Source organism: Alcanivorax nanhaiticus (assembly GCF_000756665.1).
Classification (GTDB): domain Bacteria; phylum Pseudomonadota; class Gammaproteobacteria; order Pseudomonadales; family Alcanivoracaceae; genus Alcanivorax; species Alcanivorax nanhaiticus.
This window is the reverse complement of sequence record NZ_ARXV01000009.1, coordinates 13578-37210: the sequence shown is the minus strand read 5'-3', so window position 1 is coordinate 37210 and position 23633 is coordinate 13578. Positions and strand designations below refer to the sequence as shown.

At 58.1% G+C, this 23633-nt stretch carries 21 protein-coding genes; 11 read left to right on the top strand and 10 right to left on the bottom strand.

Translation table 11 applies throughout. The features are described from left to right. Positions 1–78: 78 nt before the first annotated feature. From Y5S_RS11950 to Y5S_RS19500, 4 genes are all read right to left on the bottom strand, one after another. The gene (locus Y5S_RS11950) at positions 79–1320 is read right to left on the bottom strand and encodes an acyl-CoA dehydrogenase family protein (RefSeq protein WP_035233278.1); all 1242 of its coding nucleotides are present in this window, start codon (positions 1318–1320) and stop codon (positions 79–81) included. A 177-nt stretch (positions 1321–1497) separates the two neighbouring features. Beyond that, the gene (locus tag Y5S_RS11945) at positions 1498–2172 is read right to left on the bottom strand and encodes a 2-phosphosulfolactate phosphatase (RefSeq protein WP_035233277.1); all 675 of its coding nucleotides are present in this window, start codon (positions 2170–2172) and stop codon (positions 1498–1500) included. Between the two features lie 26 nt (positions 2173–2198). Continuing rightward, positions 2199–2729 carry a hypothetical protein gene (locus Y5S_RS11940; protein ID WP_035233276.1) on the bottom strand — a complete coding sequence of 177 codons (531 nt, stop codon included), beginning with the start codon at positions 2727–2729 and terminating at the stop codon, positions 2199–2201. 110 nt (positions 2730–2839) lie between these two features. Then, entirely contained in the window at positions 2840–3568 is a 729-nt protein-coding gene (locus Y5S_RS19500) for a ComF family protein (RefSeq protein WP_081939753.1), read from the bottom strand. 41 nt (positions 3569–3609) lie between these two features. On the opposite strand from Y5S_RS19500, the gene bioB reads away from it, so the two are divergent. From bioB to Y5S_RS11895, 7 genes are all read left to right on the top strand, one after another. Next, positions 3610–4764 carry a biotin synthase BioB gene (bioB, locus tag Y5S_RS11925; RefSeq protein ID WP_035233271.1) on the top strand — a complete coding sequence of 385 codons (1155 nt, stop codon included), beginning with the start codon at positions 3610–3612 and terminating at the stop codon, positions 4762–4764. Between the two features lie 79 nt (positions 4765–4843). Further along, positions 4844–5995, top strand: a complete 1152-nt coding sequence (gene bioF, locus Y5S_RS11920; protein WP_035233270.1) for an 8-amino-7-oxononanoate synthase — start codon at positions 4844–4846, stop codon at positions 5993–5995. A gap of 130 nt (positions 5996–6125) precedes the next feature. Beyond that, positions 6126–6938, top strand: a complete 813-nt coding sequence (bioH, locus tag Y5S_RS11915) for a pimeloyl-ACP methyl ester esterase BioH (RefSeq protein WP_035233269.1) — start codon at positions 6126–6128, stop codon at positions 6936–6938. 1 nt (position 6939) lies between these two features. Beyond that, positions 6940–7728: a malonyl-ACP O-methyltransferase BioC gene (gene bioC, locus Y5S_RS11910; protein WP_035233268.1), complete on the top strand. Its 789-nt coding sequence runs from the start codon at positions 6940–6942 to the stop codon at positions 7726–7728. A gap of 116 nt (positions 7729–7844) precedes the next feature. After that, a complete protein-coding gene (gene bioD, locus Y5S_RS11905) occupies positions 7845–8489 on the top strand; it encodes a dethiobiotin synthase (protein ID WP_035233267.1) in 645 nt (214 codons plus the stop codon). Positions 8490–8676: 187 nt separating this feature from the next. Continuing rightward, positions 8677–10413 (top strand): alkaline phosphatase D family protein, encoded by a 1737-nt coding sequence (locus Y5S_RS11900; protein ID WP_035233266.1) that lies wholly within the window; start codon positions 8677–8679, stop codon positions 10411–10413. Beyond that, positions 10410–12500: a metallophosphoesterase gene (locus Y5S_RS11895; protein ID WP_035233265.1), complete on the top strand. Its 2091-nt coding sequence runs from the start codon at positions 10410–10412 to the stop codon at positions 12498–12500. The genes Y5S_RS11900 and Y5S_RS11895 overlap by 4 nt, the downstream gene beginning before the upstream one ends. Before the next feature lie 284 nt (positions 12501–12784). Here Y5S_RS11895 and Y5S_RS19180 read toward each other — a convergent pair whose 3' ends face one another. The 5 genes from Y5S_RS19180 to rsgA all read right to left on the bottom strand — a co-directional run bounded on the left by Y5S_RS19180 (position 12785) and on the right by rsgA (position 18387). Next, on the bottom strand, positions 12785–13840 hold the full coding sequence (locus tag Y5S_RS19180) for a glycosyltransferase family 9 protein (protein ID WP_052041569.1): 1056 nt from the start codon (positions 13838–13840) through the stop codon (positions 12785–12787). A 387-nt stretch (positions 13841–14227) separates the two neighbouring features. Beyond that, positions 14228–15361 (bottom strand): alpha/beta fold hydrolase, encoded by a 1134-nt coding sequence (locus tag Y5S_RS11885; protein WP_035233264.1) that lies wholly within the window; start codon positions 15359–15361, stop codon positions 14228–14230. Positions 15362–15509: 148 nt separating this feature from the next. Beyond that, positions 15510–16370: an archaetidylserine decarboxylase gene (gene asd / locus Y5S_RS11880; RefSeq protein ID WP_035233263.1), complete on the bottom strand. Its 861-nt coding sequence runs from the start codon at positions 16368–16370 to the stop codon at positions 15510–15512. Positions 16371–16408: 38 nt separating this feature from the next. Next, positions 16409–17227 carry a sulfurtransferase gene (locus tag Y5S_RS11875; RefSeq protein ID WP_035233262.1) on the bottom strand — a complete coding sequence of 273 codons (819 nt, stop codon included), beginning with the start codon at positions 17225–17227 and terminating at the stop codon, positions 16409–16411. Positions 17228–17337: 110 nt separating this feature from the next. Continuing rightward, a complete protein-coding gene (gene rsgA / locus Y5S_RS11870) occupies positions 17338–18387 on the bottom strand; it encodes a small ribosomal subunit biogenesis GTPase RsgA (protein ID WP_035233363.1) in 1050 nt (349 codons plus the stop codon). An 82-nt stretch (positions 18388–18469) separates the two neighbouring features. Here rsgA and orn point away from each other — a divergent pair, with 82 nt between their 5' ends. Continuing rightward, positions 18470–19015, top strand: a complete 546-nt coding sequence (gene orn, locus Y5S_RS11865) for an oligoribonuclease (protein WP_035233259.1) — start codon at positions 18470–18472, stop codon at positions 19013–19015. A gap of 96 nt (positions 19016–19111) precedes the next feature. Here the strand turns inward: orn and queG are convergent, their stop codons facing one another. Next, positions 19112–20158, bottom strand: a complete 1047-nt coding sequence (gene queG, locus Y5S_RS11860) for a tRNA epoxyqueuosine(34) reductase QueG (protein WP_035233258.1) — start codon at positions 20156–20158, stop codon at positions 19112–19114. A 78-nt stretch (positions 20159–20236) separates the two neighbouring features. Here queG and Y5S_RS11855 point away from each other — a divergent pair, with 78 nt between their 5' ends. Genes Y5S_RS11855 through Y5S_RS11845 form a run of 3 tightly spaced genes read left to right on the top strand, consistent with a single transcriptional unit; the run spans position 20237 to position 23600 of the window. After that, positions 20237–21733 carry a bifunctional ADP-dependent NAD(P)H-hydrate dehydratase/NAD(P)H-hydrate epimerase gene (locus tag Y5S_RS11855; protein WP_035233257.1) on the top strand — a complete coding sequence of 499 codons (1497 nt, stop codon included), beginning with the start codon at positions 20237–20239 and terminating at the stop codon, positions 21731–21733. Between the two features lie 24 nt (positions 21734–21757). Further along, positions 21758–22222, top strand: coding sequence for a tRNA (adenosine(37)-N6)-threonylcarbamoyltransferase complex ATPase subunit type 1 TsaE (gene tsaE, locus Y5S_RS11850; RefSeq protein WP_035233256.1), 465 nt, complete (start codon positions 21758–21760; stop codon positions 22220–22222). Then, positions 22206–23600, top strand: a complete 1395-nt coding sequence (locus Y5S_RS11845) for an N-acetylmuramoyl-L-alanine amidase (RefSeq protein ID WP_052041568.1) — start codon at positions 22206–22208, stop codon at positions 23598–23600. Before tsaE ends, Y5S_RS11845 begins: the two co-directional genes overlap by 17 nt. Positions 23601–23633: the final 33 nt, after the last annotated feature.

Genomic DNA, 23633 nt, shown 5'->3' with positions numbered 1-23633 from the left:
TCGCTACAAAGGTTTGTGGTTAAGGCTTCATTGACCAACGCGCAAAGCGCGTTGGCCAATGGCGAAGGTCATGTGAGATCAGGCCCTGCTGAGAAGATCTTTAGCAATAGCAATAATTTGCATTTCATCAGTCCCGGCATAAATCTGCAGAATTTTGGCATCACGCATCAGCTGCTCGACACGTGATTCACGCATATAGCCATAGCCCCCGTGGATCTGCACGGCTTCGGTAGCGACTTCCATGGCTGATTGGGCTGCATAGAGTTTCATGGCGGAGGCTTCGGCCAAGGTCATCTGCTTGCCTTCGGCGGTCATCTCGATATAGCGGAATACCATGTTTTGCAGGTTGCTGCGGGCCACTTCCATCTTGGCCAGCTTCAGCTGGATGAGCTGATTCTGGCCAATGGGCCGACCAAACTGGCTACGGTCATTGGCGTACTGCACAGACAGTTCCATGGCGCGCTCTACCATACCCAGCGCCATGGCGGCGACACCGGCGCGCTCCTGCATGAAGGTTCCCTTGGCGCCACTGCGGCCGTAACTGTCTTCGCTTCCACCGAGCAGTCGATCTGCGCCAGCCCTGACATCAGACAGGAACAGTTCGCCGGTGGGGGAGGAGCCAATTCCCATCTTCTTGAAGGGCTTGGACTGTTCGAGGCCTTCCATGCCGCTGTCCAGGATGAACGACACAATTTTGCGCTGCTCGGCGGGAACACCTTCTTCGTCCAGTTTGCAGATCAGGATGATGGTGTCGGCGAAGGGCCCGTTGGTAATCCAGGTCTTGCTGCCATTAATGATGTAGCCACCTTCCCCATCGCGGCGCGCCAGGGTTTTCATCTGGCCAAAGGCATCAGAGCCGGCGTTCGGTTCGGAAATAGCCCAGGCACCGACCTTCTCCAGGGTCAGCAATGGCAGCGCCCAGCGCTCTTTCTGTGCAATGGTGCCCTTGCTCATGATCGCTCCGCCGGCCAGACCCATAGAGACGCCCATGGCGGTAACCAGCCCTTGCGCGTGGCGACAGATTTCGATGATCGGAATCATGCGCATGGCAGCTTCTTCACCGGCCATGGCAGAGGGGCCTTCCTTCTTTTTCTCTTTCGCGGATTCTCCGGCTGCCTTGGCTTTGTCCCGGGCCAGCTGTTTTTCAAAATTCTGCTGGGCCATTACATCCATGCCAAAGGTCTTGATCAGCTTGCGGAGGATGTCGTACGGCGGTACGCCGTTATATTCGATGTCATCCAATTGTGGCACGACTTCCTTCTCAACGAAGTCGCGCACCATCTTCTGGATCATCTGTTGTTGTTCTGACCACTGGATCATGGCGTTGTCCTGTCTGTTTGCGTTGCAACAACAGTAACAACTTGGCCGTCGTCGCCGCATTGATCATAACGGACGGAATGTTTGACGTTCGGGATCAATGCAAAGCCAGTTTAGCGTCAGACGTGGTAGGTCTGACGCCACTGCGCTTGTGGTGTTAAGGCGTTATCCAGAGGCTACTTAATGAGCTGTGATGCAGGGGAAGGGATCGAAGCGGACCTTCATGACTAGTGCATCGGGGCCGGCGTTGCTGGCGGCGGCCTCGATGTCGTCCGGACGCAGGCGTGGATGACTGCCGTTGAAAAACTTCTGCGCCGCACGGGCATTGAGAGTGCGCTCGCGGGCGGCTTCATAGGAGATGCCTTCTCCGCCGAGCAGGTGGCGAATATATTCGGCACAGGCCACATCCTCGTCCCCTGTTGGGTGGGAGGCAACCAGAACAACGGTGGGCGGGCTTTGTTGGCGAAGATAATTGGCGGTCGCTTCTGCGTTCACCAACCCGGCAACCAGGACCTCCCGGCTGTCGCGGGCGCGCAGGGTGGCGGCGACCCCGTTGGTGGTGCGCAGGATCATTTCACGCCCCTCAAGCGATGCCTGATCAATCTCCCAGGGCGAGTTGCCGAAGTCAAAACCCTTGATGGGCAGCGCGTCTACTTCACCGGCCAGCAGGGCATTGGGAAGATGTTCGTCACGTAGCGAGAAAGCCTGCTCGGCACTGGCCACCGGCCAGATGCAGCGCAGGCCTTTGCGGAAGGCGTGGTGACTGGTGGTGAAGGCACGAATGACGTCGATCACCACCGTGATGCCATGGATGTTATGCGGCGGGTTATGCCCCTGAGCGATATGAATGTCCATCGTCTTCCTTGTGGGGCCGCGCTACCTCAGAACAGCAGGCCAATACCCCAGGTTGCGTTATCGAAAATTTCTTCATCGCTATCCTGGTATTGCTCTGCGGCGATGGTAAAGGTAATGCGATCTCCCAGGGTCATACGATCCTTGGGAGTTTTGGAACCTGAAAGGAAATCCATCACCGAACGGAAGTTGAAGTCGGAGCGAAAGCGTACCAGATCGCCATGATTGCCGTAGCCATACTGTACTTGAACAATCCGGCCGAAGCCGATGCCGAAATAGGCATTGTTTACCCGTTCGCCATCCGCTTCCGAAAAATCATCCCGGCTATCCGGGCGAAGGGGGGAGTCGCCGAATTTCTTGGTCGAAATGCCGCCGTTTAGTGCCACACTGGAGTAGTTGGCATCCACAAAGAAGCCTGTGTCGATATCTTCAGTGGGGTCGACTCGGCCAACTGAGAAAACGGTGCCGCGAATCATGCTTACCCCGTCGTAGCGGTCTTCGGCCTGGACGGCGCTGCTCAGCAGCGTCAGGGCAGCGGTCATAATTATTATTTTTTTCATGGGTATCCCTCCTCATTCAAGCGGACATTATGCCTAGACTCGTTGGGGGTTTCACCCTAAGACTCGTTGTGGCAGAGCGGCGGGAGACAGGCTGTAGAGCGGAGGGAATGCTACAGGGTTCGCGCCAGGCACCAGACCCGCACCGAAGCGGCTCCAGCATCAAGCAAAACCTTGCTGGCCTCGCGGGCTGTGCTGCCGGTGGTCATCACATCATCCACCAGCACCAGATGGTGCCCCTGGACGTTGGCCTGACAACGGAAGGCTTTACGCAGATTGCGTTGACGTTGGCGACGGGTCAGCCCTTGCTGATGCGGGGTGGCTCGTTGGCGGACCAGTGCGGACAGAACGGGGCGCTGCCAGATCTGGCTTAACAGGTGTGCCAGGCGTTCACTCTGATCAAAGCCGCGCCGCCAGCGACGCTGCCAATGTACGGGGAGAGGGCAAATCAGGTCGCTATCTGGCCAGGGAAGCGGCGTATGCCCGATAAGCTGCTCCAGGGCACGTTCGTTATCGAGCTTGCCGTGGTGTTTAAACCCCTGGATGAGTATATCGAGTGGGAATTCATAGGGATAAAGGGCGGAGCTGGCAGAAAACGCTGGAGGGTGGCGAACGCAGCGCCCGCAGAGGGGTGGGTGTGAAGCCTCATGCGCTGAGGTTGAGGGGGCGTTGAAGGGCAGCCCGCAGCGGCACTGGTTGCTGGGCAGGGGCTGAATCAGGCTGCAGCAGTCTGCACATACCAGGGCGCGGGTGCGTCTGCCGCATAGCTGGCACTGGCTAGATTGATCAAAAAATGATCGTCGGTAAACTTTTGTTGCTCTCGGCAGGTTGACAGTCTGCATGCGGCTCCCTAGCCTTCTAGGCTCAAATCGAGGAGACAAGCATGCCCGCCACCGCCAGCACCGCCCAAGCGTCCCTGTCTGAAATGGCTGTACGCCATGACTGGAAGCGTAGTGAGATTGAAGCTCTGTTTGCATTGCCGTTCAACGATCTGTTGTTCAAGGCGGCCAGCGTTCATCGGGCCTTTTTCGATCCCAACGCGGTGCAGGTGAGCACCTTGCTGTCCATCAAGACTGGTGCTTGCCCGGAAGACTGCAAGTACTGCTCCCAGTCTGGCCACTACAACACCGAGCTGGAAAAGGAAAAGCTGCTGGAAGTGGCGCGGGTGGTGGAAGAGGCGAAGGCGGCTCGTGAAAAAGGTGCGTCCCGTTTCTGCATGGGCGCGGCCTGGCGTAGCCCCCGCGACCGTGACATGCCGTTCGTGCTGGACATGATTCGTCAGGTGAAAGGCCTCGGCATGGAAACGTGCATGACCTTGGGGATGCTGGACAAGGGTCAGGCCGAAGCACTGGCCGATGCCGGTCTCGACTACTACAACCATAATCTGGATACCTCGCCGGAGTACTACGGCAAGGTGATCACCACCCGTACCTATAACGATCGACTCAGCACCTTGTCCAATGTTCGCGATGCGGGCATGAAGGTATGTTGCGGCGGTATCGTTGGCATGGGCGAAGAGCGTGATGACCGTGTCGGTCTGCTGCAGCAGCTGGCTAACCTGCCTCATCACCCTGAGTCTGTGCCGATCAACATGCTGGTAAAAATTGAAGGCACGCCGCTGGCTGACGTGGATGACCTGGACCCGTTCGAATTCGTGCGCACTGTGGCGGTGGCCCGTATTCTGATGCCGGAATCCTATGTCCGGTTGTCCGCAGGTCGGCAGGAAATGAATGACGAAGCGCAGGCCCTTTGTTTCATGGCTGGTGCCAACTCCATTTTCTACGGCGAGCGGCTGCTGACCACGGATAACCCGGAAGCCAACCACGATCAGCAGCTGTTCAAGCGTTTGGGTATCCATCCGCTGGATCCCCGGCATGAGGCTTCTGATGAAGCCCATGAAGAGGCTATCAAGGCTCAGGTCGCCGAGCAGCAGGCAGAAGATGCCGGTCTGTTTTATAACGCCATGGACAAGCGTGCCGCCAAGCATGTGCTCGACAAGGACACCGGGCGTCCAGCGACTGCCACTGAAATGCAGTGAATAATTAACAGTTAACAGTGAATAGCGAAAGGCAAACCACTCTTGGTTGACGCTAATTTCCGGCCTGCGGGGTTATGTAATGACCTTTGATCTCGCCGCCGACCTGGAAGAGCGGCGCCGCCAGCACCGTTTTCGCTACCCTCTTGTGATGGATGGGCCCTGCGGCCGTCATGCGCGACTGGAAGGCCGGGACTATCTGAACTTCTGCAGTAACGACTATCTGGGGCTGGCCAATGACCCGGAGGTGATTGCTGCCTTTCAGCAGGCCGCCAGTGAATGGGGTGTTGGTAGTGGGGCCTCCCATCTGGTGTGCGGTCACCAGCGCCCTCATCAAGAACTGGAAGAAGCGCTGGCGGCGCATACCGGCCGTGAGCGGGCATTGCTGTTTTCCACCGGCTACATGGCCAACCTTGGTGTGATCTCCGCCCTGCTTGGCAAGGCCGATGCGGTGTTTGAGGATCGACTCAACCATGCCTCACTGCTTGACGGTGGCTTGCTCAGTGGGGCGCGCTTTCGCCGTTTTGCCCACAACGATCCGCTGGCGCTGGAGCGCCTGCTGCAACGCGGTGAGGCCCGCCGCAAGCTGGTAGTGGTTGATGGGGTGTTCAGCATGGATGGTGATGAGGCCCCGCTGGCGGCCCTGGCTGAGGTCTGCGAAGCCAATGAGGCTTGGCTGATGGTGGATGATGCCCATGGCCTGGGGGTGCTGGATGAGCTTGGGAGAGGTTCGCTGTTTGCCCAAGGGGTGAATGCGCGCACCCAGATTCTCATGGGTACGTTGGGCAAGGGGCTGGGTGCCGGTGGTGCCTTTGTGGCGGGCAGCCATGAGCTGATCGAGACCCTGATACAATTCGCCCGCACCTTCATCTACACCACCGCCATGCCGGCTGCAGTCGCGGCGGCCACGCTGGTCAGTCTGGAAAAGTCCCGTCAGGAAAACTGGCGACGGCAAAAGCTGGCAGAACTGGTTAAGCGCTTTCGTGCCGGTGCCAGCGAACAGGGCTACACGCTGATGGCGTCACAAACGCCGATTCAGCCGATCCTGATCGGCAGTGACGCGGACGCCATGGCGCTGAGTGCGGCGCTCAGGGAGAAGGGGTTTCTGATCACCGCGATCCGTCCGCCTACGGTGCCGGAAGGCGAGGCGCGTTTGCGGGTGACTCTGTCTGCGGCCCATGAACTGGCGGATGTGGATGCCCTGCTGACGGCGCTGGAACAGTGCCAGAAATGATTGTTAACCACAGAGGTCACAGAGAACACAGGGTGTAACAAGCTTGTTGGCAGCCCTCGCTGGCAAGAAAGCGGGGACATGTTTTTTCTCTGTGTGCTCAGTGCTCTCTGTGGTGAAAAAAGGAAACTCAATGCCCAAGCTGATTCCCTATCACAACACCTACAAGGCCACAGGCGTAGACGATGCTGATGCGCAGGACATTATCCTGATTCACGGTTGGGGGCTGCATGCCATTGTATTTGATGACATCGTGCCGGCCTTGCTGGAGCGTTTCCGGGTGACGGTGGTGGATCTGCCCGGCATGGGCCAGAGTCCGCTTCCCGGAGCAGACTACACGCTGGATTTTCTTGCTGGGCAGGTGCTGCATATCATGCCGGAAAAAGCCCATGTGCTGGGCTGGTCGCTGGGTGGCCTGGTGGCGCTGGCCATGGCGGAGAAGGCCCCTGATAGGGTGCAGTCGGTGGTGACAGTGGCAGCCTCGCCGCGTTTCACGTCTGCAGAGGGGTGGGGAACTGCCATGAACCCGGAGATTCTCGAGAAATTTGCGGAAATGTTCGATGAGGATCAGGAAGGCACCCTGGTGCGCTTTCTTGCCCTCAACTGCAAGGGCAGTGCCGCCATGCGCCAGGACACGGCGCGGCTGAAAGAGATTCTCTACTTCTGTGGTCTGCCAGCCCCGAAAGCCCTGCGCGGCGGTCTCGATATTCTCCGCGAGGCGGACCTTCGCAAGGTGCTGTCGACCCTTGCCATGCCCGTATTGATGGTGTTCGGGGAAAACGACCATATTGTCCCGGCTGCGGCCATGGCTGCCAGTGAGTCCTTGATCAACACCGGCCGTACAGCCTTGATCGAGCAGGTAGCCCATGTGCCTTTCCTGTCAGCACCGGATACCTTTACCCAAGCCGTCTATGACTTCTATCGCGACCATCAACTGGTTGGCTGAGATGAGCACTTCGACCCCGGCCAAGACTGCGGTCAGCGATCATTTCAGTCGCGCCGCGCGCAGCTATGACGAGCACGCGATCCTGCAGCTCGCTGTGGGCCGTTCTCTGGTGCAGCGTCTGCCGGTGGCCCTGCCGGTGGCGGCGGCACTGGATCTGGGGTGCGCCACCGCTCCCTTTGCGCGAGCTCAGCAGCTGGTGCTACCGGAGGTGCAGTGGCAGGCAGTTGACCTGTCTTCAGCGATGCTGGCTGAGGCGTCTGAGCGTGGCCGCCTGAATGAACATTACCAGCCACTGTGTGCCGATGCGGAGCAGTTGCCGTTGGCGGAGGCCAGCCAGGGGCTGGTGTTCAGTTGCTTCGCCCTGCAATGGTGTGATCCGCAGGCTGTGCTGCAAGAGATTGCCCGGGTGCTGGTGCCCGGCGGCCGGTTGTTGTTGGCGGTTCCCCTGCGCGGCTCGTTGCAGGAATTGCAGCAAAGCTGGCAGGTGGTCAACCAACGCCCCCATGTGAATGCGCTGCCTGACTTCAGTGATTGGCAGAATGCGGCGCTCCAGGCGGGTTTTATCGATGCCGAGCTACAGCAGCAGGTGATGGTGGAGTACTACGATTCCGTCAAGTCCATCGCCCGCCGGCTCAAGGCCACCGGTGCCGATCATGTCAGCGGGGCTTCCGGTCTCACCGGCAAGCACGCCTGGCAGGCGATGGTGGCAGAGTACGAAACGAAACGAACAGAGCAGGGCTTGCCGCTGACCTGGAATGTGCTGTTTCTTGAAGCGGAAAAAACACAGTAACGAGTCACGAGAAGCGAGTTGCGAAAGGATAAAACGGTTTTGGTTTTCGTAACTCGGCACTCGAAACTCGCTTGGCATAAGCGCTGTTTGAACCTCACAACAAAGACGATGCGGATATGACAGAACAGAAACCCCAGCTCCCCGCCCTTAAAGGCATCTTCTTCGTCACCGGTACCGACACCGAAGTCGGTAAGACCTGGGTCAGCTGTCGCTTGCTGGAGCGTGCCCAGGAGGCGGGGTTAAGTTGCTACGGACTTAAGCCGGTGGCGGCGGGGTGTGAGGAAACTGCAGAGGGGTGGCGTAATGATGATGCCCTGCAGCTGATGGCGGCCAGTTCGGTGAAGCTGCCCTATGACACCGTGAATCCGGTAGCGTTCAAGGCGCCGATTGCGCCGCACATTGCTGCGCAGCAGGAGGGCAAAGTGATCTCCCTGGCGCGGCTGGTCGGCTATGTACGTGGTGCTCTCAGTGCCCACCCTGCCGACCTGATCCTGATTGAAGGGGCTGGTGGTTGGCGGGTGCCGCTGAATGATCGCGAAATGCTTTCTGCACTTGCCAAAGAGCTGGAGCTGCCGGTGATTCAGGTGGTGGGTATGAAGTTGGGCTGTATCAGCCATGCCTTGCTCACGGCAGAGGCAATTCAGAAAGATGGCTTGCGCTACGCAGGTACCATGGCCAATTGTTTCGGGCACATGGAAGTGCAGGAAGAAAACCTGCTGACCCTGCGCCAGCATCTACCCGGGGCCTTCGCCATCCTCTGATTTCGGCTCGCCATGACCGGGATAATGCCATTGAAATTCATGCCTCTGTCACCTTTAACTGGGCGGTTACAGGCGGCTACATAGCACTACAGTCCCACTACTCAAGCGCCACTGTCTGGGTGCAATTGTCTGCCTAATCTTGTGAGGCCATTCAACGTGGATGGCTTTCACTATTTAGGGGGACTGCATGGATAGCAAACGACGAGTGGTCATTCAGGCCCTGGGGGCCGGAGGGACCCTGGCGCTGGCAGGGTGTGGCGGTAGCAGCAGCTCTTCTTCAGCAGCAAACAATACATCAGCCACGCCAACACCTAATCTTCCAGATGAAGAGCCGGTAGGGGCGACGCCGAAAGTGCGTTTTGATCATGGTGTCGCTTCTGGCGATCCGCTGTCTGACCGGGTAATGCTCTGGACCAGGGTCACGCCGGAAGCCGATGGCGATGTCCCCGTGACACTGACAGTGGCCACAGATCAGGCCATGCTTCAGCCCGTTGCGGTGTACATGTCTACGGCTACCGAGGATGGCGATTACTGCGTCAAGATCGACGCCGACGGCTTGCAGCCGGATCACTGGTACTACTATCAATTTTCGGTGGGCGGTGAGCGTTCACCGGTGGGGCGGACCCGTACCTTCCCCGCATCCGGCAGCTTTATTGATCGGGCCCGCTTTGCGGTGGTGTCCTGCGCCAACTACCCCTATGGTTTTTTCTCCGTGTACCGTGCCGTTGCTGAGCACGCTGATCTGGATTTTGTGCTCCACCTGGGCGATTACCTGTATGAGTATGGGCCGGGTGAGTACGGTGACTTTCCTGAGCGTGATCCCTTGCCGCCGCAGGAGATGGTGACGCTGGCCGACTACCGCCAGCGCCATGCCCAGTATAAAACTGATGACGATCTTCAGGCTCTGCATCAGCAGTTTCCCATGATTGCGGTGTGGGACGACCACGAATCTACCGATAACAGCTATCGTGATGGAGCGGAGAATCACCAGCCTCTGACGGAGGGGGACTGGGAGGCCCGCAAAGCGGTATCCCAGCAGGCGTACTTCGAGTGGCTGCCGATCCGTCCTCGCGAGCCTGGTAATTACAGCGTGATTTATCGCCAGTTTCAGTACGGTGACCTGATTGACCTGACCATGCTGGATACACGCCTGGAAGGACGCGATGAACAGCTCACCGTGCCGCTGGATCCGGCTCGCAACAGTGAGGACCGTCATCTGATCAGTGCTGATCAGATGGATTTCTTGCTCGACTCCCTGAGCCAGTCCAATGCCCAGTGGCGTTTTATCGGTCAGCAAGTCATGTTCGGGCAGCTCAATATTGCCGAGTTACCGAGTCTCACCGAAGACCAGGCACAGCTACGCAGCAATCTGTCCGCGATCAATATGGATCAATGGGATGGTTATGCGGCCGACCGTTTGAAAATTCTTAACCACATTGATGACAACAACATCGACAACGTGGTGGTGCTGACCGGGGATATTCATACCTCCTGGGCCAGCGAAATTTATCGCAATCCGTCTTCGCTGTTGGGTGATCTTTTCGACAAACCGCTGGCGGCGGAGTTTGTCACCCCTGCGGTAACCAGCCCGGGATTTCCTGATGGTGCCGCCGAGCTGGCCGGCATCCTGATTCCTGTCGTCAATCCACATATCCGTTATGTGGAAGCAAAATCGCGCGGTTTCATTTTGGTTGATGTGACCCGCGCACGTGCCCAGGCAGAGTTTTATTACGCTCAGAGCATCGAGTCCTTCGATCTGCGAGGCCAGATTGATAACAGCAAAACCAAGGTGGTGTCGGTGAAAAGTGGCGACAGTCGTCTCATCGAAGATGGTCCTGTGTCGCGCCCGCGCACTCTTCGCACTGCCTTTAACTATCCTCCTCTTCCACTGAATGCCGTCACCGTTAACGAGGTATTGTCATGATGTCCCCCTGGAAATTACTGCCGCTGGTTGCGGCGATCACCCTGAGCGCCTGCGGTGGCGATAGTGGAAGCGGAGCCGCAGGTAACAATAGCTCTGCCAATACGCCGACCCCGAATCAGCCCACGGATCCCGATGACGGCGGGGAGGGAGGCGATACCGGCGCGGCAAATCCGCTGGCAGCGGTGCGCTTTATTGTTATCGGCGATTCAGGAAGTGGCTCTGCCGGGCAGTATGCGGTGGGTGAGGCAATCGCAACGGTGTGCCAGAACAAGGATGAGTTCTTTGATGATATGGCGTTCCCCGGCTGTGATCTTGTTGTTGGTCTGGGTGACAACATTTATGAATCCGGCGTCACCAGCGTGGATGATCCCCAGTTCGAAGAAAAATTCGAAAAGCCGTTTGAGCCGGTAGACCTGCCGTTCTATATGGTGCTCGGCAACCATGACAACACCGCCTATGTAGGGGGGGATGGTGCGGGCAATGCTCGGGGTGAGTTCCAGGTGGACTACACCTACTTTGATGGCAAGTTGTCCAACCGCTGGAAGATGCCTGATCGTTATTACCAGCACAGTGTTGGTACCACCACCATCAATTCACGGCCCCTGATCGATTTCTTTGCGCTGGATTCCAATCCCATCGCTGGAGGTTTCGCCGATCCGGATCTGGCCTATGCCTATCACACCTATGGTATTGATCAGCGTAACTGGGCAGTCAATGCGTTGGGCGGTTCTGATGCCGTCTTCAAGATTGCCATGTCCCACCATCCTTACCTGTCCAATGGTAGTCACGGCAATGCAGGCAACTATGACGGTGTGCCCAGTGAGTTGCTACCCGTGCTGGCCGGTGAGCGTTGGAAGGCGTTCATGGAAGAAGCGGTTTGCGACCAGGCGGATTTCCTGTTTGCAGGCCATGATCATGATCTGCAGGTGTTGAATGCAGTGCCTTCCTGCGGCCGTACGGAATTTGTTGTCAGTGGGGCGGCCGGGAAAACCCGTTCCCTTGCCGATACCGAACGTAATGCTGCACGTTATCAGAAGGGGGATAGCTACGGATTCTTCTGGATGAAAGCCGTTGAAGCTAACCCGGTTACTCTGGCTCCTGCCAAGCTTTGCGTTGAGGCTTATGAGGTTGATCCCGATGCGGAGGGGCTTGGTGTTATTACGGTTGGCGAACTGCAGCCGGCATTTAGTCATTGTTTTGAAAAACAGATGATGACGATGGTCTCTGCGGGTAACGATTTCTCTGGTCAGGCGCTGGGAGGTTATGCCTTGCCGCTGCCTTTGCCGGAAGGTTTTGATGCCAACTTCACTGGGCCTCTCAAGGAATTGCGGGAAACTCTGGTGGCAGGTTTCACCGAGGCGGGTGCCGGTTTGCCGGAAGAGCAGCGCCAGGTGTTTGATCAGATGCTGGCGGGTACGGATATTCTCTTCAATGCTATGGATGCCGCAACCGCTGCGATTCTTTCAGGTGATACCAGCGAGATGAGCCAGTCTGTGGAGGCGGTTTTTGCTGCGGCTGAGCAGTTGCAAGCTATCGATACCAGCAGTTTGCCTGAACCCTTCAATCAGTTGGGAGATGCCTTCGATGCCTTTGCCGCCGGATTTGGCAATGCGGGTATTGATGCAGGCGAGGGGGATACCACTGCGGATATTGCCTTTATCGCTGGGCCGCTAGTGGAGCTGGCCCGCAATCTGGACAACATTGTCGATGGACTGGAAGAGCAGGTGCCGGGAGAGGTGCCTGTGTTTGCGGGTCTGACCTCGGTGCTGTCAACAGTGACGCTTGGTCTGGCCAACACGCTTGAGCAGTTGGTGTTGCTGGATACTTCTGCCACTGGTGAGCAGTTGGTGGGAGCAGTGGCGGCAACCCTGCAAACGTTGGTAGGGGATGTGTTGCTACTCAATCAGATTCCCGGCGCAGAGGATTATGTCACGCTGCCGGGGGATGCCTTGTCATCGGTGCTGTTGGTGGTAGTGCGTGAAGTGACAGAGCAGTTAGATGAACGCGTGCTCAGCCCGCTGGATCCGCTCCTGGATCTGCTCTCGCCAATCACCGGATTGCTGACAGGGCTGCTGGACCTGTTCTGATCACGAATCGCAACCTTTACAACAGAGAAGCCGCAAGCAAAAGCTTGCGGCTTTTTTGATGGGCTAATATTGGGAGTCGGTTTGTAGGCGATCCGTGCCTTGGCGAGGCAATGAGGTACGAGTGACGAGTACCGAGTTTCGAAAGGCAAAACCAAAATCACTTTCCCGCCGGGCATCTTTTGATTTTCGCTACTCGGGACTCGAAACTCGCTTCTGGAATCCTTACCTCGCCAAGGCTCGGATCGCCTGCAGGCAGGGAAAGGGAGCGGCAGGTCAGAGCGTTCCTAATACAGTGCTCTGTGGATCGGTAACGTGGTGGGCTCGGGGAGGACTCCCAGTCGGGTCAGCTGCTGCATCACCTGATCCACGGTTATGCTTTGCAGGCAGGGATAGCTGTCCAGTGAGCAACTACTACGCTCGCAGTCCGAACGGCAAGGCTGGCGGCGAAGAACGACGGCGTTCTCCGAAAGTGGTGCCCACAGTGAATCGTCGGTGGGGCCGAACAGTCCGATGGTGGGCAGGCGGCAGGCAGCGGCCAGATGCATGGGGCCACTGTCGTTACCTACATAGCCCTGACTGTCTTGCATCAGAGCAACCATGCCGGACAGGCTGAGTCGGTCGCACAGGTCGCAGACCGGCTCGCAGAGGAAGCTTTGTACCCGCTGGATTTGACTGCGATCTTTCTGGCCAGCGCCGATCAAGACCGGTACACAGCCGGCACGCCGAAGCCTCTGGCAGAGGCTGGCAAACTGCTCCGGATGCCACATTTTATAGGTTTTGGTGGCGCCGACATGGATCAGCACGCGCGGGCCCGCAGCCAGTCGTTCTGTGGCCCGTTGCATTTCTTCCTGGCCTGTCTTGCTGCTAGTTATTGGCAAATAGCGCGATGGCAAGCTGGCGGCAGGCTGGCTAAGGCTGCCGTATCCGTGCCACCGGTGTGCCGACCAGATTGCTTGCCGAATGTCGTTGTAGAACCATTTTGCATGGCGGCGGGGTGGGCCGATCCGCTTTGCTGCACCGCTTAATCGTGCCAGGGTGGCGGACTTTTGCTCTCCTTCAATGTCAATGGTCACGTCAGCGGAAAACTGCCTCAGTGCGCGGACAAAACCGAGATAGTGGCTGATTCGTCGGATGATGGGTTGTGAAGGCGCGAGCGCAGGTTCGGGATAAAACAGCAGTCGTCGTTCGTCAGGAAGGCTGTGCTCCACCAGTTCCCGGTAGCGTGCATTTGTCACCAGCAGTGCCTGGGGGTGCGCATCCAGCATGGCTTTGAGATGAGGCAGTGCAATCAACAGATTGCCCATGTGACCACAGGGGAAAAGAATCAGATGGCGAGACATATCCGTTCTAGGGCTGTTATCCATAACATGAAGGGTCAGCCTAGATTTGGGGTGTGACGGGCAGATGACAATGAGGGCTGCATCATGGCAATCCCGCTGCAGGGGCTTGTCCGCAGGCGATTCGAACCGGGCGAGGGATCAGTTTCGAGTGACGAGAAACGAGTTTCGAAGATCAAAACCTGAACCCCAAACCCATCAGGTTGTGGGGCCTTTTGCTTTTCAAAACTCGGTCCTCAGCCTTGATGCGCTTCGGCTTGCTTGCCGGGCATGGAGAGAGATACGTTTCGCGCCGCCGTCGCAAAAAACCACAAAAAAGCCGCACTCATGTTTGAGTGCGGCTTCGAATCGTCGTCTGCTTTTGGCGTAAGTCCGCGTTGCAGCTTGAGGCTAGTCTCTTTCTATCAACCAGTCGGCAATCTTGCCCCAGCTTTGTTTTTGGGCTGTGGTGCTGCCGAGAATGCCCATATGGCCACCATCGATAGTGATGAACGTCTTGTCCTTGCTACGGATCAGCGGCTCCATGGCATGGCTGCAATCGCGGGTCACGATGGGGTCGGCTGCGCCGGTAATGTTGAGCACGTTGGCGGTGACGTTGCTCAGATGGCCCTGATTGTCTTCCATGGGCAAGTTGCCTTTGGCCACCACGTTATCCGTCCACAGATAACGAACAATGTCCTGAATCACGCCGCCGGGGTAGGCGACCATGTCATCCAGAAACGCGCCGTTGGTAGCGTGGGCGGTGACGAATTCCCGATCATGCAGGTTCTTCACCAGATTCATGTAGCCCTGCAGGCTGCCCACCGGGTTGGTGAGTTTGAACGCCAGGCTGTTCACCCAGCCGGGCGAACGCAGAAAGCGTGCTGGTACATCGTGAATGCGCAAGCCGGTGTTGCTGCGAATCCACTTGGCGCGACGGCTGAGGCGACGGTACTGCGTGCCCAGTGCACCGTTGCGATGATAGTCGCAAGGTGTGCCGACCAGCACCAGATTGTTGATGTCCGAATCATTGCCCAGAGCGGTATAACAGAGGCTGAACAGGCCACCAAAACTCCAGCCATGCAGATTGAGTTTCTGCTTGCCGCTGTGCTGGCGAACTTGCACCAGCAACTTGGGCAGATAATCAGCAAAGTAGCTGCTCAGTGACAAATGGTTGTGGTGTTTACCGGGACGGCCCCAGTCCACCATGTACAGCTCAAACCCGCGTGCACGCAGGTAGCGCACCAGGCTGCGCTGGGGGAACAGATCATAGATCAGCATGTTCACCGCCAGAGGTGCAACCAGTACCAGCGGTGTGCGCTGGGAGGTCTGACTTACCGGCATGATGGTGCCATCGCTGAGCGGAATCGCCTTTTCCTGCAGCGGCGGATAATAGCGAAGCTTGACCAGCCCATCATCGAACAGGGTGTCGAAGGAGGTCTGTTCGGCCAGGCTCAGCGTATCGGAGTCGAACAGGCGGGCACGACCATTTTGCAGGCGCTGGCGCCAGGGGCGAGTCTTCTGGTGCAGAGCTTCGGTCAGCATGGGAATTCCGGTGTTGTTGTTCGGGCCGGCTATTGTAAGGAAGATGAACGGGTTCACAGTTGCCGTACGGACGTATCGTGATGTCGGGGGGGATACCCGCTTTCAATGCGGTCATTGCCTGAAAGCGGGGAAACGAGTAGGGCTGGAACTAGCAGTAGCTGCCCAGCTTGCCTTTGACGCGAACCACAGAGCCCGCTTTGAGATCACTTTCAAAGCCCGCCTTGCCTTCGGGAAACAGCAGAACCACGGTGGATCCAAGCAGAAAACGTCCCAGCTCATCGCCTTTTTGCAAGGTGATGGGCTGTGTACGCAGATAGTCAGTAGTCACTACCTGTTTGGGAAGCGGTGTGACCTGGCCCGAGAACACGGTCTCGATGCCTGCCACAATCATGGCGCCCACCAGGATGACCGCCATGGGGCCATTGTCGGTATCAAAGATGCACACCAGCCGTTCGTTGCGGGCAAACAGGTTGGGTACGCCGTTGGCGGTGGCCTCGTTTACCGAGAACAGGTCGCCGGGTACGTAGCGGGTTTCACGCAGGGTGCCGGTGAACGGCATGTGTACGCGATGGTAATCCCGGGGTGACAGGTAGATGGTGGCGAAATGGCCATTGGTGAATTCGCTGGCCAGGGCGCTGTCTCCGCCCACCAGATCATACAGGGAATAATCGTGGCCTTTGGCCTGAAAGATCTGGTTGGCACGGATGCCTCCCAGCTGACTGATGGCTCCGTCGGCGGGGCTGGCAATGTCATTCACTGCGTCGGCTTCCAGCGGACGGGCATTGTCTTTCAGTGCGCGGGTAAAGAAGGCATTGAAGGAGGGAAACTGATCCGGGTCCTGGATTTCAGCTTCATCAAGGCGAATATCGAACCGTTTCATGAACTGATTGATGAAGGTGGTCTTGATCCATGGCACTTCACTGCGTGCCAGGGTGCCAACCAGACGGGACAGCCCGTGCTGGGGAATCAGGTATTGCAGGATCACGAAAAGCTTGTCACGTAGGTTCAAGGTATTGTCCTTGCTGTCGGAGGCATAAGTGCCAGGTATCAGGGGGTGGGCTTCTCGACCGGGGTGTCGGGGTGGTTGCCCCATTCGGCCCAGGAGCCGGCATAGCCGCGCAGGCGCGGGTAGCCGAGAATTTTGCCGACCAGCCATGAGAAGCTGGAGCGGTGATGGGTCTGGCAATGGCAGATCACTTCCTTGTCAGGCGTGATGCCACGGGTTTCCAGTTCGGCCCGAATCTCGTCCAGTGGGCGCAGGCGCAGGTTGTTGCTGCGATCCATGGCGTCGGTCCACTCATAATGGATGGCGCCGGGGATGTGGCCCGCTTTCTGGGCAAACGCCCGTACGCCAGCGTATTCCTCCTCGGAGCGGGAATCCCACAGGGCCAGGCCGGGGTTGTCATAGTGCTTGAGCAGGTAATCCAGATGCACCTCGGTGAGTGGATCATGTTCACCTACTTCGTAATCGCTGGGGGTCGGTTCTGGAGAGTCGCTGCTGGTGGGGTGCCCCTCTGCCAGCCAGGCATGAATGCCGCCATTGAGATAGCTGTAGGACTTGTGACCAATCGCATCAAGCACCCACAGCAGCCGTCCGGCCCAGCCGCCGCCCTCATCATCGTAGGCCACCACATGGGTATCCGGGGTCAGCCCCAAGCTGGAAAACAGATCGCTCAGAGCGTCATCGCTGGGAATCATGCCCGGTGCCGGCTGGGCACCGCTCTGCAGTCGCTTGAAATCCAGATGAATCGCACCAGGCACATGGGCCTGCACATAGATGGTCGGCTTGCCCAGATCAATGATCAGCAGCTTGTCGTCATCAAGATGCTTGGCGAGTTCGGCTGGTTCTAGCAGTAGAGGCAACATAAAGGCAGTTAACAGTTAACAGTGAATAGTGAACAGCGAAAACAGTGCGTCGCCATCAGGGTTGGGGGACATTGTCCCTTATTCGTTGTTCACTGTTAACTGTTCACTTTTCACTGGTACCTTTCACGCCCTTCCTCATCCAGCGTATCGGCGATCTGGTAGAAGTTTTCCAGCCGTTCTTCGCTGATGGCGCCGCTGTCGGCGGCGTCAAGGAAGGCGCAGCCGGGTTCGTTGCGGTGGGAGCAGTTGCGGAATTTGCAGTGGCCGGCCAGCTCGGAGAGCTCCCGGTAGCCGTGCAGCAGTTCGTCCTCGCTGATGTGCCAAAGGCCGAATTCGCGGATGCCGGGGGAGTCGATCAGTTCGCCACCGGTGGGCAGGTGGAACAGGCGGGCGGTGACGGTGGTATGTTGACCCAGCCCGGAGGTGGCGGAGAGGTCACCCACATCCAGTGCCGCTTCCGGCAGCACCGCATTCACCAGCGACGACTTGCCCACCCCTGACTGGCCGACAAACACACTGATCTTGCCCTTGAGAATCTCGTGCAGCGGCGTCAGGCCGTCATGATCGTGGGCGCTCAGTTCCAGCACCGGATAATCGAGGCGCTGATACATGGCTTTCAGCTCGTCGATGAAGGGGCGCAGTTCCTCATCAATCAGATCGGCCTTGTTGAGCACGAGAGTGGCGGGGATGCCGGACAGCTCCGCCGCAACAAGATAACGGTCCAGCAGGGTGCTGGACGGGGTGGGCAGGGGCGCGAACACCACCAGCATCTGTTCCACGTTGGCGGCCACCGGCTTCAGGTTACCGTAGGGATCCGGGCGTTTGAGAACCGTGTCGCGGGGCTCGATGGCCACTACCACGCCCAGTCCCTCACTCTTGGGTGGCTGCCAGATCACGCGGTCGCCCACCACCAGTTGTTCCAGGGTGGCGCGGAAGTGACAGCGACGACGCTGTTTGCCTTTGCCGTTCGGGCCATCAGCGCTTTCTACCTGCACCTGTTGGCCAAAGTGGGCGGTGATAATGCCGAGCTGTTCGTCGCCCAGATCGTCTGCCACCAGCTCTTCCAGTTGCTCGTTGCGTTTCTGGGCGCGTTCGCGCTTCTCTGCCTGGATCTTTTCGATGCGCCAGCGCTGGCGGCGGTTGAGTTTACGTTTGGCCACGGTGGTAGGGGTATCATTCCGGTATTGGGTTGGGGCCATGCTACCATGCGGTCACAGCCACCGCGTAGCCAAGAGACAAGCCATGACCGATAAGCGCAACAATCTGATCTGGATCGATCTGGAAATGACCGGCCTGAGCCCGGAGAACGATCGCATCATCGAAATCGCCACCATCGTTACCGATTCCCAGCTCAATGTGCTGGCGGAAGGGCCGGTGCTGGCGGTGCATCAGAGTGATGAGCTGCTGGATGGCATGGATGAGTGGAATACCGAGCACCACAACAATTCCGGGTTGGTGAAGCGGGTGCAGGAAAGCCGTATCAGTGAGATGCAGGCCCAGGCCCAGACCATCGATTTCCTGAAACAGTACGTGGAGCCGGGTATGTCACCCATGTGTGGCAACAGTATCTGTCAGGACCGCCGCTTTATGGCCAACTACATGCAGGAACTGGAAGCCTTTTTCCACTATCGCAATCTGGATGTGTCTACCCTGAAAGAGCTGGCGCGGCGCTGGAAGCCGGAAATCCTGGAAGGCTTCAAGAAGGAAGGCAAGCATCTGGCGTTGGACGATATACGCGAATCCATTGCTGAGCTGAAGTACTACCGCGAGCACTTTATCGACGCGTGAACACAAGTTGCGAGTAACGAGTTTCGAGTTGCGAAACCCTGAAAAGCGATGGTTTCAGGGTTTTGACTTTCGCGACTCGTTACTCGTTACTCGAAACTATCCTTGATGCTGCTCCAGCGCCCACTGCACATGCTCCTGAACCGTCTCATCCGGGTGGTTCCGTCGCGCGTTGAGGGCGAGGATTACGCCCTCTGAGGTGGGGGCATTGCCCAGCGCTACCGCAATATTCCTCAGCCATTTTTCATAGCCTGCCCGACGAATCGCCGAGCCGGCGGTGCGTTCCAGAAATTCTTCCTCATTCCATCCGAATAGCGTGACAAGATCACTGTCCCCCAGTCCGTGGCGGGGGTGGAAATCGGTCTCGCCGGTGTGCTGTGCGAAGCGGTTCCAGGGGCACATCAGCTGGCAGTCGTCGCAGCCGAAGATGCGGTTGCCGATGCCGGGGCGCAGGTCTTCGGGGATGCTGCCATCGTGCTCGATGGTCAGGTAGGAAATGCAGCGGCGCGCATCCAGCTGATAGGGTGCCACGATGGCGTCGGTGGGGCATACGGTGATGCAGGCCTTGCACTTGCCGCAGTGATCCTCTCCCGGTGTGTCCACCGGCAGGGGGATGTCGGTGTAGATCTCGCCGAGAAAAAACCAGCTTCCCGCTTCCCTGTTCAGCACCAGTGTGTGTTTGCCCTGCCAGCCCAGTCCGGCCTTGGCGGCCAGGGGCTTTTCCATGACGGGCGCACTGTCTACAAATGCCCGCGCCAGTTGGCTGTCTGCCACTTCCTCACGGATTCGGCTGGCCAGGGTGGCCAGTCGCTTGCGGATCAATTTGTGATAATCACGACCCAGGGCATAACGGGACACGTAGGCCTTGTCCTTCTCCTGTAGCATTTTTACCGGCTGGGTATCTGGGGGCAGGTAGTCCATGCGTGCAGAAATGACCCGTAGCGTGCCTGGTTCCAGTTCTTCGGGGCGAAAGCGTTTGTTGCCGTGAGCGGCCATCCATTCCATCTGTCCCTGATAGCCTTTGGCCAGCCAGGCTTTCAGGTCCGCTTCTGCGATACTGAGATCCGTATCGGCAATACCGATTTGCTGGAAGCCGAGTTCTCGACCCCATTGCTGGATTTTGTCCTTGAGCTGATGCAGATCCATGGGTTTCTGAACGGCCGGGTCCCGTGGGTATAATGGCGTGAATTCCGCAGTGCCACTACGGCAAAGGCGAAGGATAACATGACCACACTGCCGACCGCGCTCTATACCGCCGCTCAGACCCGTGAGCTGGATCGCCTGGCGATTGCTGCCGGTACCCCTGGTGCCGAGCTGATGCAGCGGGCCGGCCAGTTCGCCTTTAACGCATTGTGTGAACGCTGGCCGGAAGTCAGGCGCATTGCTGTTTTATGCGGCGGCGGCAATAACGGTGGCGATGGTTATGTGGTGGCGGCTTTGGCTCATGAGGCTGGTTTGCAGCCGTGTATCCACTTCATCAAGGCTCCCGATTCCCTCTCCGGCGATGCCCTCGCCATGGCGCAGCGTTGTCAGGCGCTGGCCATTCCCATGCAGCCGCTGACCTTGTCGACGCTGCCGGAGGATGCCGAACTTCTGGTGGACGGCCTGTTTGGTACCGGACTGGCGAGCCCCTTGCGAGAGGATGCGGCGGTGTTGCTGGCGGCACTGGCTCGTCTCTTGACCCCCTGTCTGGCACTGGATATTCCCTCCGGGCTCAGTGCTGATAGTGGTATGCCGTTGGGTGCTGTCCTGAGTGCCGAGCTGACGGTTACCTTTATCGGGGTGAAACGCGGGCTGTTGACCGGGCAGGGGCCAGTGCACAGTGGTGAACTGCGGTTTGCTGATCTACAGGTGCCTTGGGATGTGTACCAACAGACGCCGGCAGACTGCCGGGTGCCCACCTCTGCTGAACTGTTGGCAACACTGCCGTCGCGTGAGCTGGATGGCCACAAGGGGCGTTATGGCCATGTGTTAGTGATCGGTGGTGATCATGGTTTTGCGGGCGCGCCGATCATGAGCGCTCAGGCTGCCGCGCGTTGTGGAGCCGGTAAAGTCAGCCTGATAACCCGCCCGGAGAATGTGCCGATCATGATAGCCCGGCAGCCTGAGGTAATGGCTCGAGGGGTGAACAACGCGGAGGACGCGAAGCCGTTGATAGCGGCGGCCACAGTCATCGCCATTGGGCCGGGGTTGGCGTGCGATGACTGGGGCCGGGAATTGCTGGAGCTGGTCTTGAGCAGTGGCAAACCCATGGTGCTGGATGCGGACGCGCTTAACCTGCTCGCTGACATGGAGGGTGTGGGTGAAGCGGATTGGGTGCTAACCCCCCATCCAGGGGAGGCGGCCAGGTTGCTAAAGGTCGATAATGCCGCCATCCAGCGGGATCGCTTTGCCGCGTTGGAAAGTCTGCACGCCCGTTACGGAGGCACAGTGTTGCTTAAGGGATTGGGGACCTTGATTCAGGGCGAGGCGGGCCGGGCCCTGATTGCAGAGGGTAACCCCGGCATGGCGAGTGGCGGCATGGGCGATGTGCTGACCGGAGTCATCGCGGCACTGCGAGCCCAGGGCTTGAGCGGGTATGATGCGGCTCGTTTTGGTGTCATGGTACATGCCCGGGCTGGGGATGCCTGCGCTGCCGCGCAGGGTGAACGTGGCTTGCTGGCCACGGATTTGCTGGATGCGCTGAGACAGAATTTGAAGGTAGACCGACTCAGTAGTTAGGGCCTGTAGGTAGAGAGAATCTGAATGAAGGAAAACCCGGTGACCGTAGAGCAGGTATCGCTCCCCGATGAAGCTGCGACCCTGGAACTGGGCAAGCAACTGGCCCGTCGTTTGCTTGAAGGAAAGCCGCAAGGGGGCTGTGTCTATCTGGAAGGCGATCTGGGGGCCGGGAAAACCACGCTGGTTCGCGGTATCCTTCGCGGTATGGGGCATCAGGGCGCGGTAAAAAGCCCTACTTATACCATCGTGGAACCCTACGCGCTGGAAGACGTCCAAGTGTATCACTTTGACCTGTATCGCCTGTCTGATCCGGAAGAGTTAGAGCTGATAGGGGTGCGGGATTATTTTTCCTCCGGCGATTTGTGTCTGCTGGAGTGGCCGGAACGGGGTGCCGGAGTGGTGCCGAAACCGGATTTGACTATTACACTGGCTGTGGACGGCCATGGAAGAAAAGCGACCCTGGAATGGGCCTATGATGCGACGCACTGACAATAAAAAACGTTTCCTGCCCGTGCTGCTGATGGTGGCTGGCTGGCTGGTCAGCCCGATGTTGCTGGCAAAAGAAAGTATCGAATCGGTGCGCTTGCATCGTGCCCCGGATCACACCCGTATCGTGTTTGATCTGCCTGCGCCACTGGATCACAAGCTCGACAAGCTGGCCAACCCGGATCGTATCGTGCTCGATCTGCAGGATGCCAAGCTGGATTTCGACATCAATTCCCTGGATTACGCCAGCAGCCCGATTGCCAATATCCGCGTTGGCGAACACGCGGACAAGACCCGCGTGGTGTTCGACATGCGCGAGGGCGTGCGCACGCGTACTAATCTGCTCAAACCGATCGAGCCTCACGGCTGGCGTCTGGTGGTAGATCTGTTCGACAAGGCGCTGACGGATTCGCCTGCTTCCCGTTCAGCTGCCGCCAGCGCTCCGGCGGCCACCAAACCCGGCAAAGCGCCTGAGGTGAAAAAAACCAGCCAGGATCAACAGCGTCTGATGATCGTAGCCATTGATCCCGGTCACGGTGGTGAAGACCCGGGAGCCCGTGGCCCCAGTGGTACCTGGGAAAAGACCGTGGTGTTGCAGATTGCGAAAAAACTGGAAAAATTGATCAACGATCAGGCAGGAATGCGGGCGGTGATGGTGCGTGACGGTGATTACTATGTGCCGCTGGCGGAACGTCGCAAAATCGCGCGCCAGCAACATAATGCCGATGTATTTGTCTCCATTCATGCGGATGCCTTCACCGATGCCCGTGCCCATGGTGCTTCTGTCTTTGCCCTCTCCAACCGGGGTGCTACCAGTGCCAAGGCCCGCTATCTGGCCAAAATTGCCAACGAATCTGACCGTGTGGCGGGGGTCTACGAAGAGGAAGAAGACGATAGTTCCCTGCTCAGCGTGCTGGCTGACTTGCAGATGAATGGTTCCATGGCAGGCAGCCTTTATCTGGGCCGTCAGGTGCTCATGGAAATGGGTAAGGTCACCAAGTTGCATGGTAATCGTGACAAGGTGGAACAAGCCGGTTTTGCGGTGTTGAAGGAGCCGGAGATGGTGTCCATCCTGGTGGAGACCGGTTTTATCTCTAACCCCACCGAGGAGAAAAACCTGCGTTCCTCTGCGCACCAGACCAAGCTGGCGCGGTCTATTCTCAGCGGTATCGATGATTACTTCCGTTCCCACCCCGCGCCCAATAGCTGGTATGCGGCCCAGCGAAGAGAGAAGGGCGAGGAGTATCGTATTCAGCCCGGTGATACACTGTCGGAAATTGCCCGTCAGTATAGTGTCAGCGAGCAATCCATTCGCTCAGCCAATGATATTCGCGGTGATCGCATCATGGTCGGTCAGGTGTTGAAAATTCCTCGCTCCTGATCGCCGGCAAACCCTCTACCCATAACCTCCAAA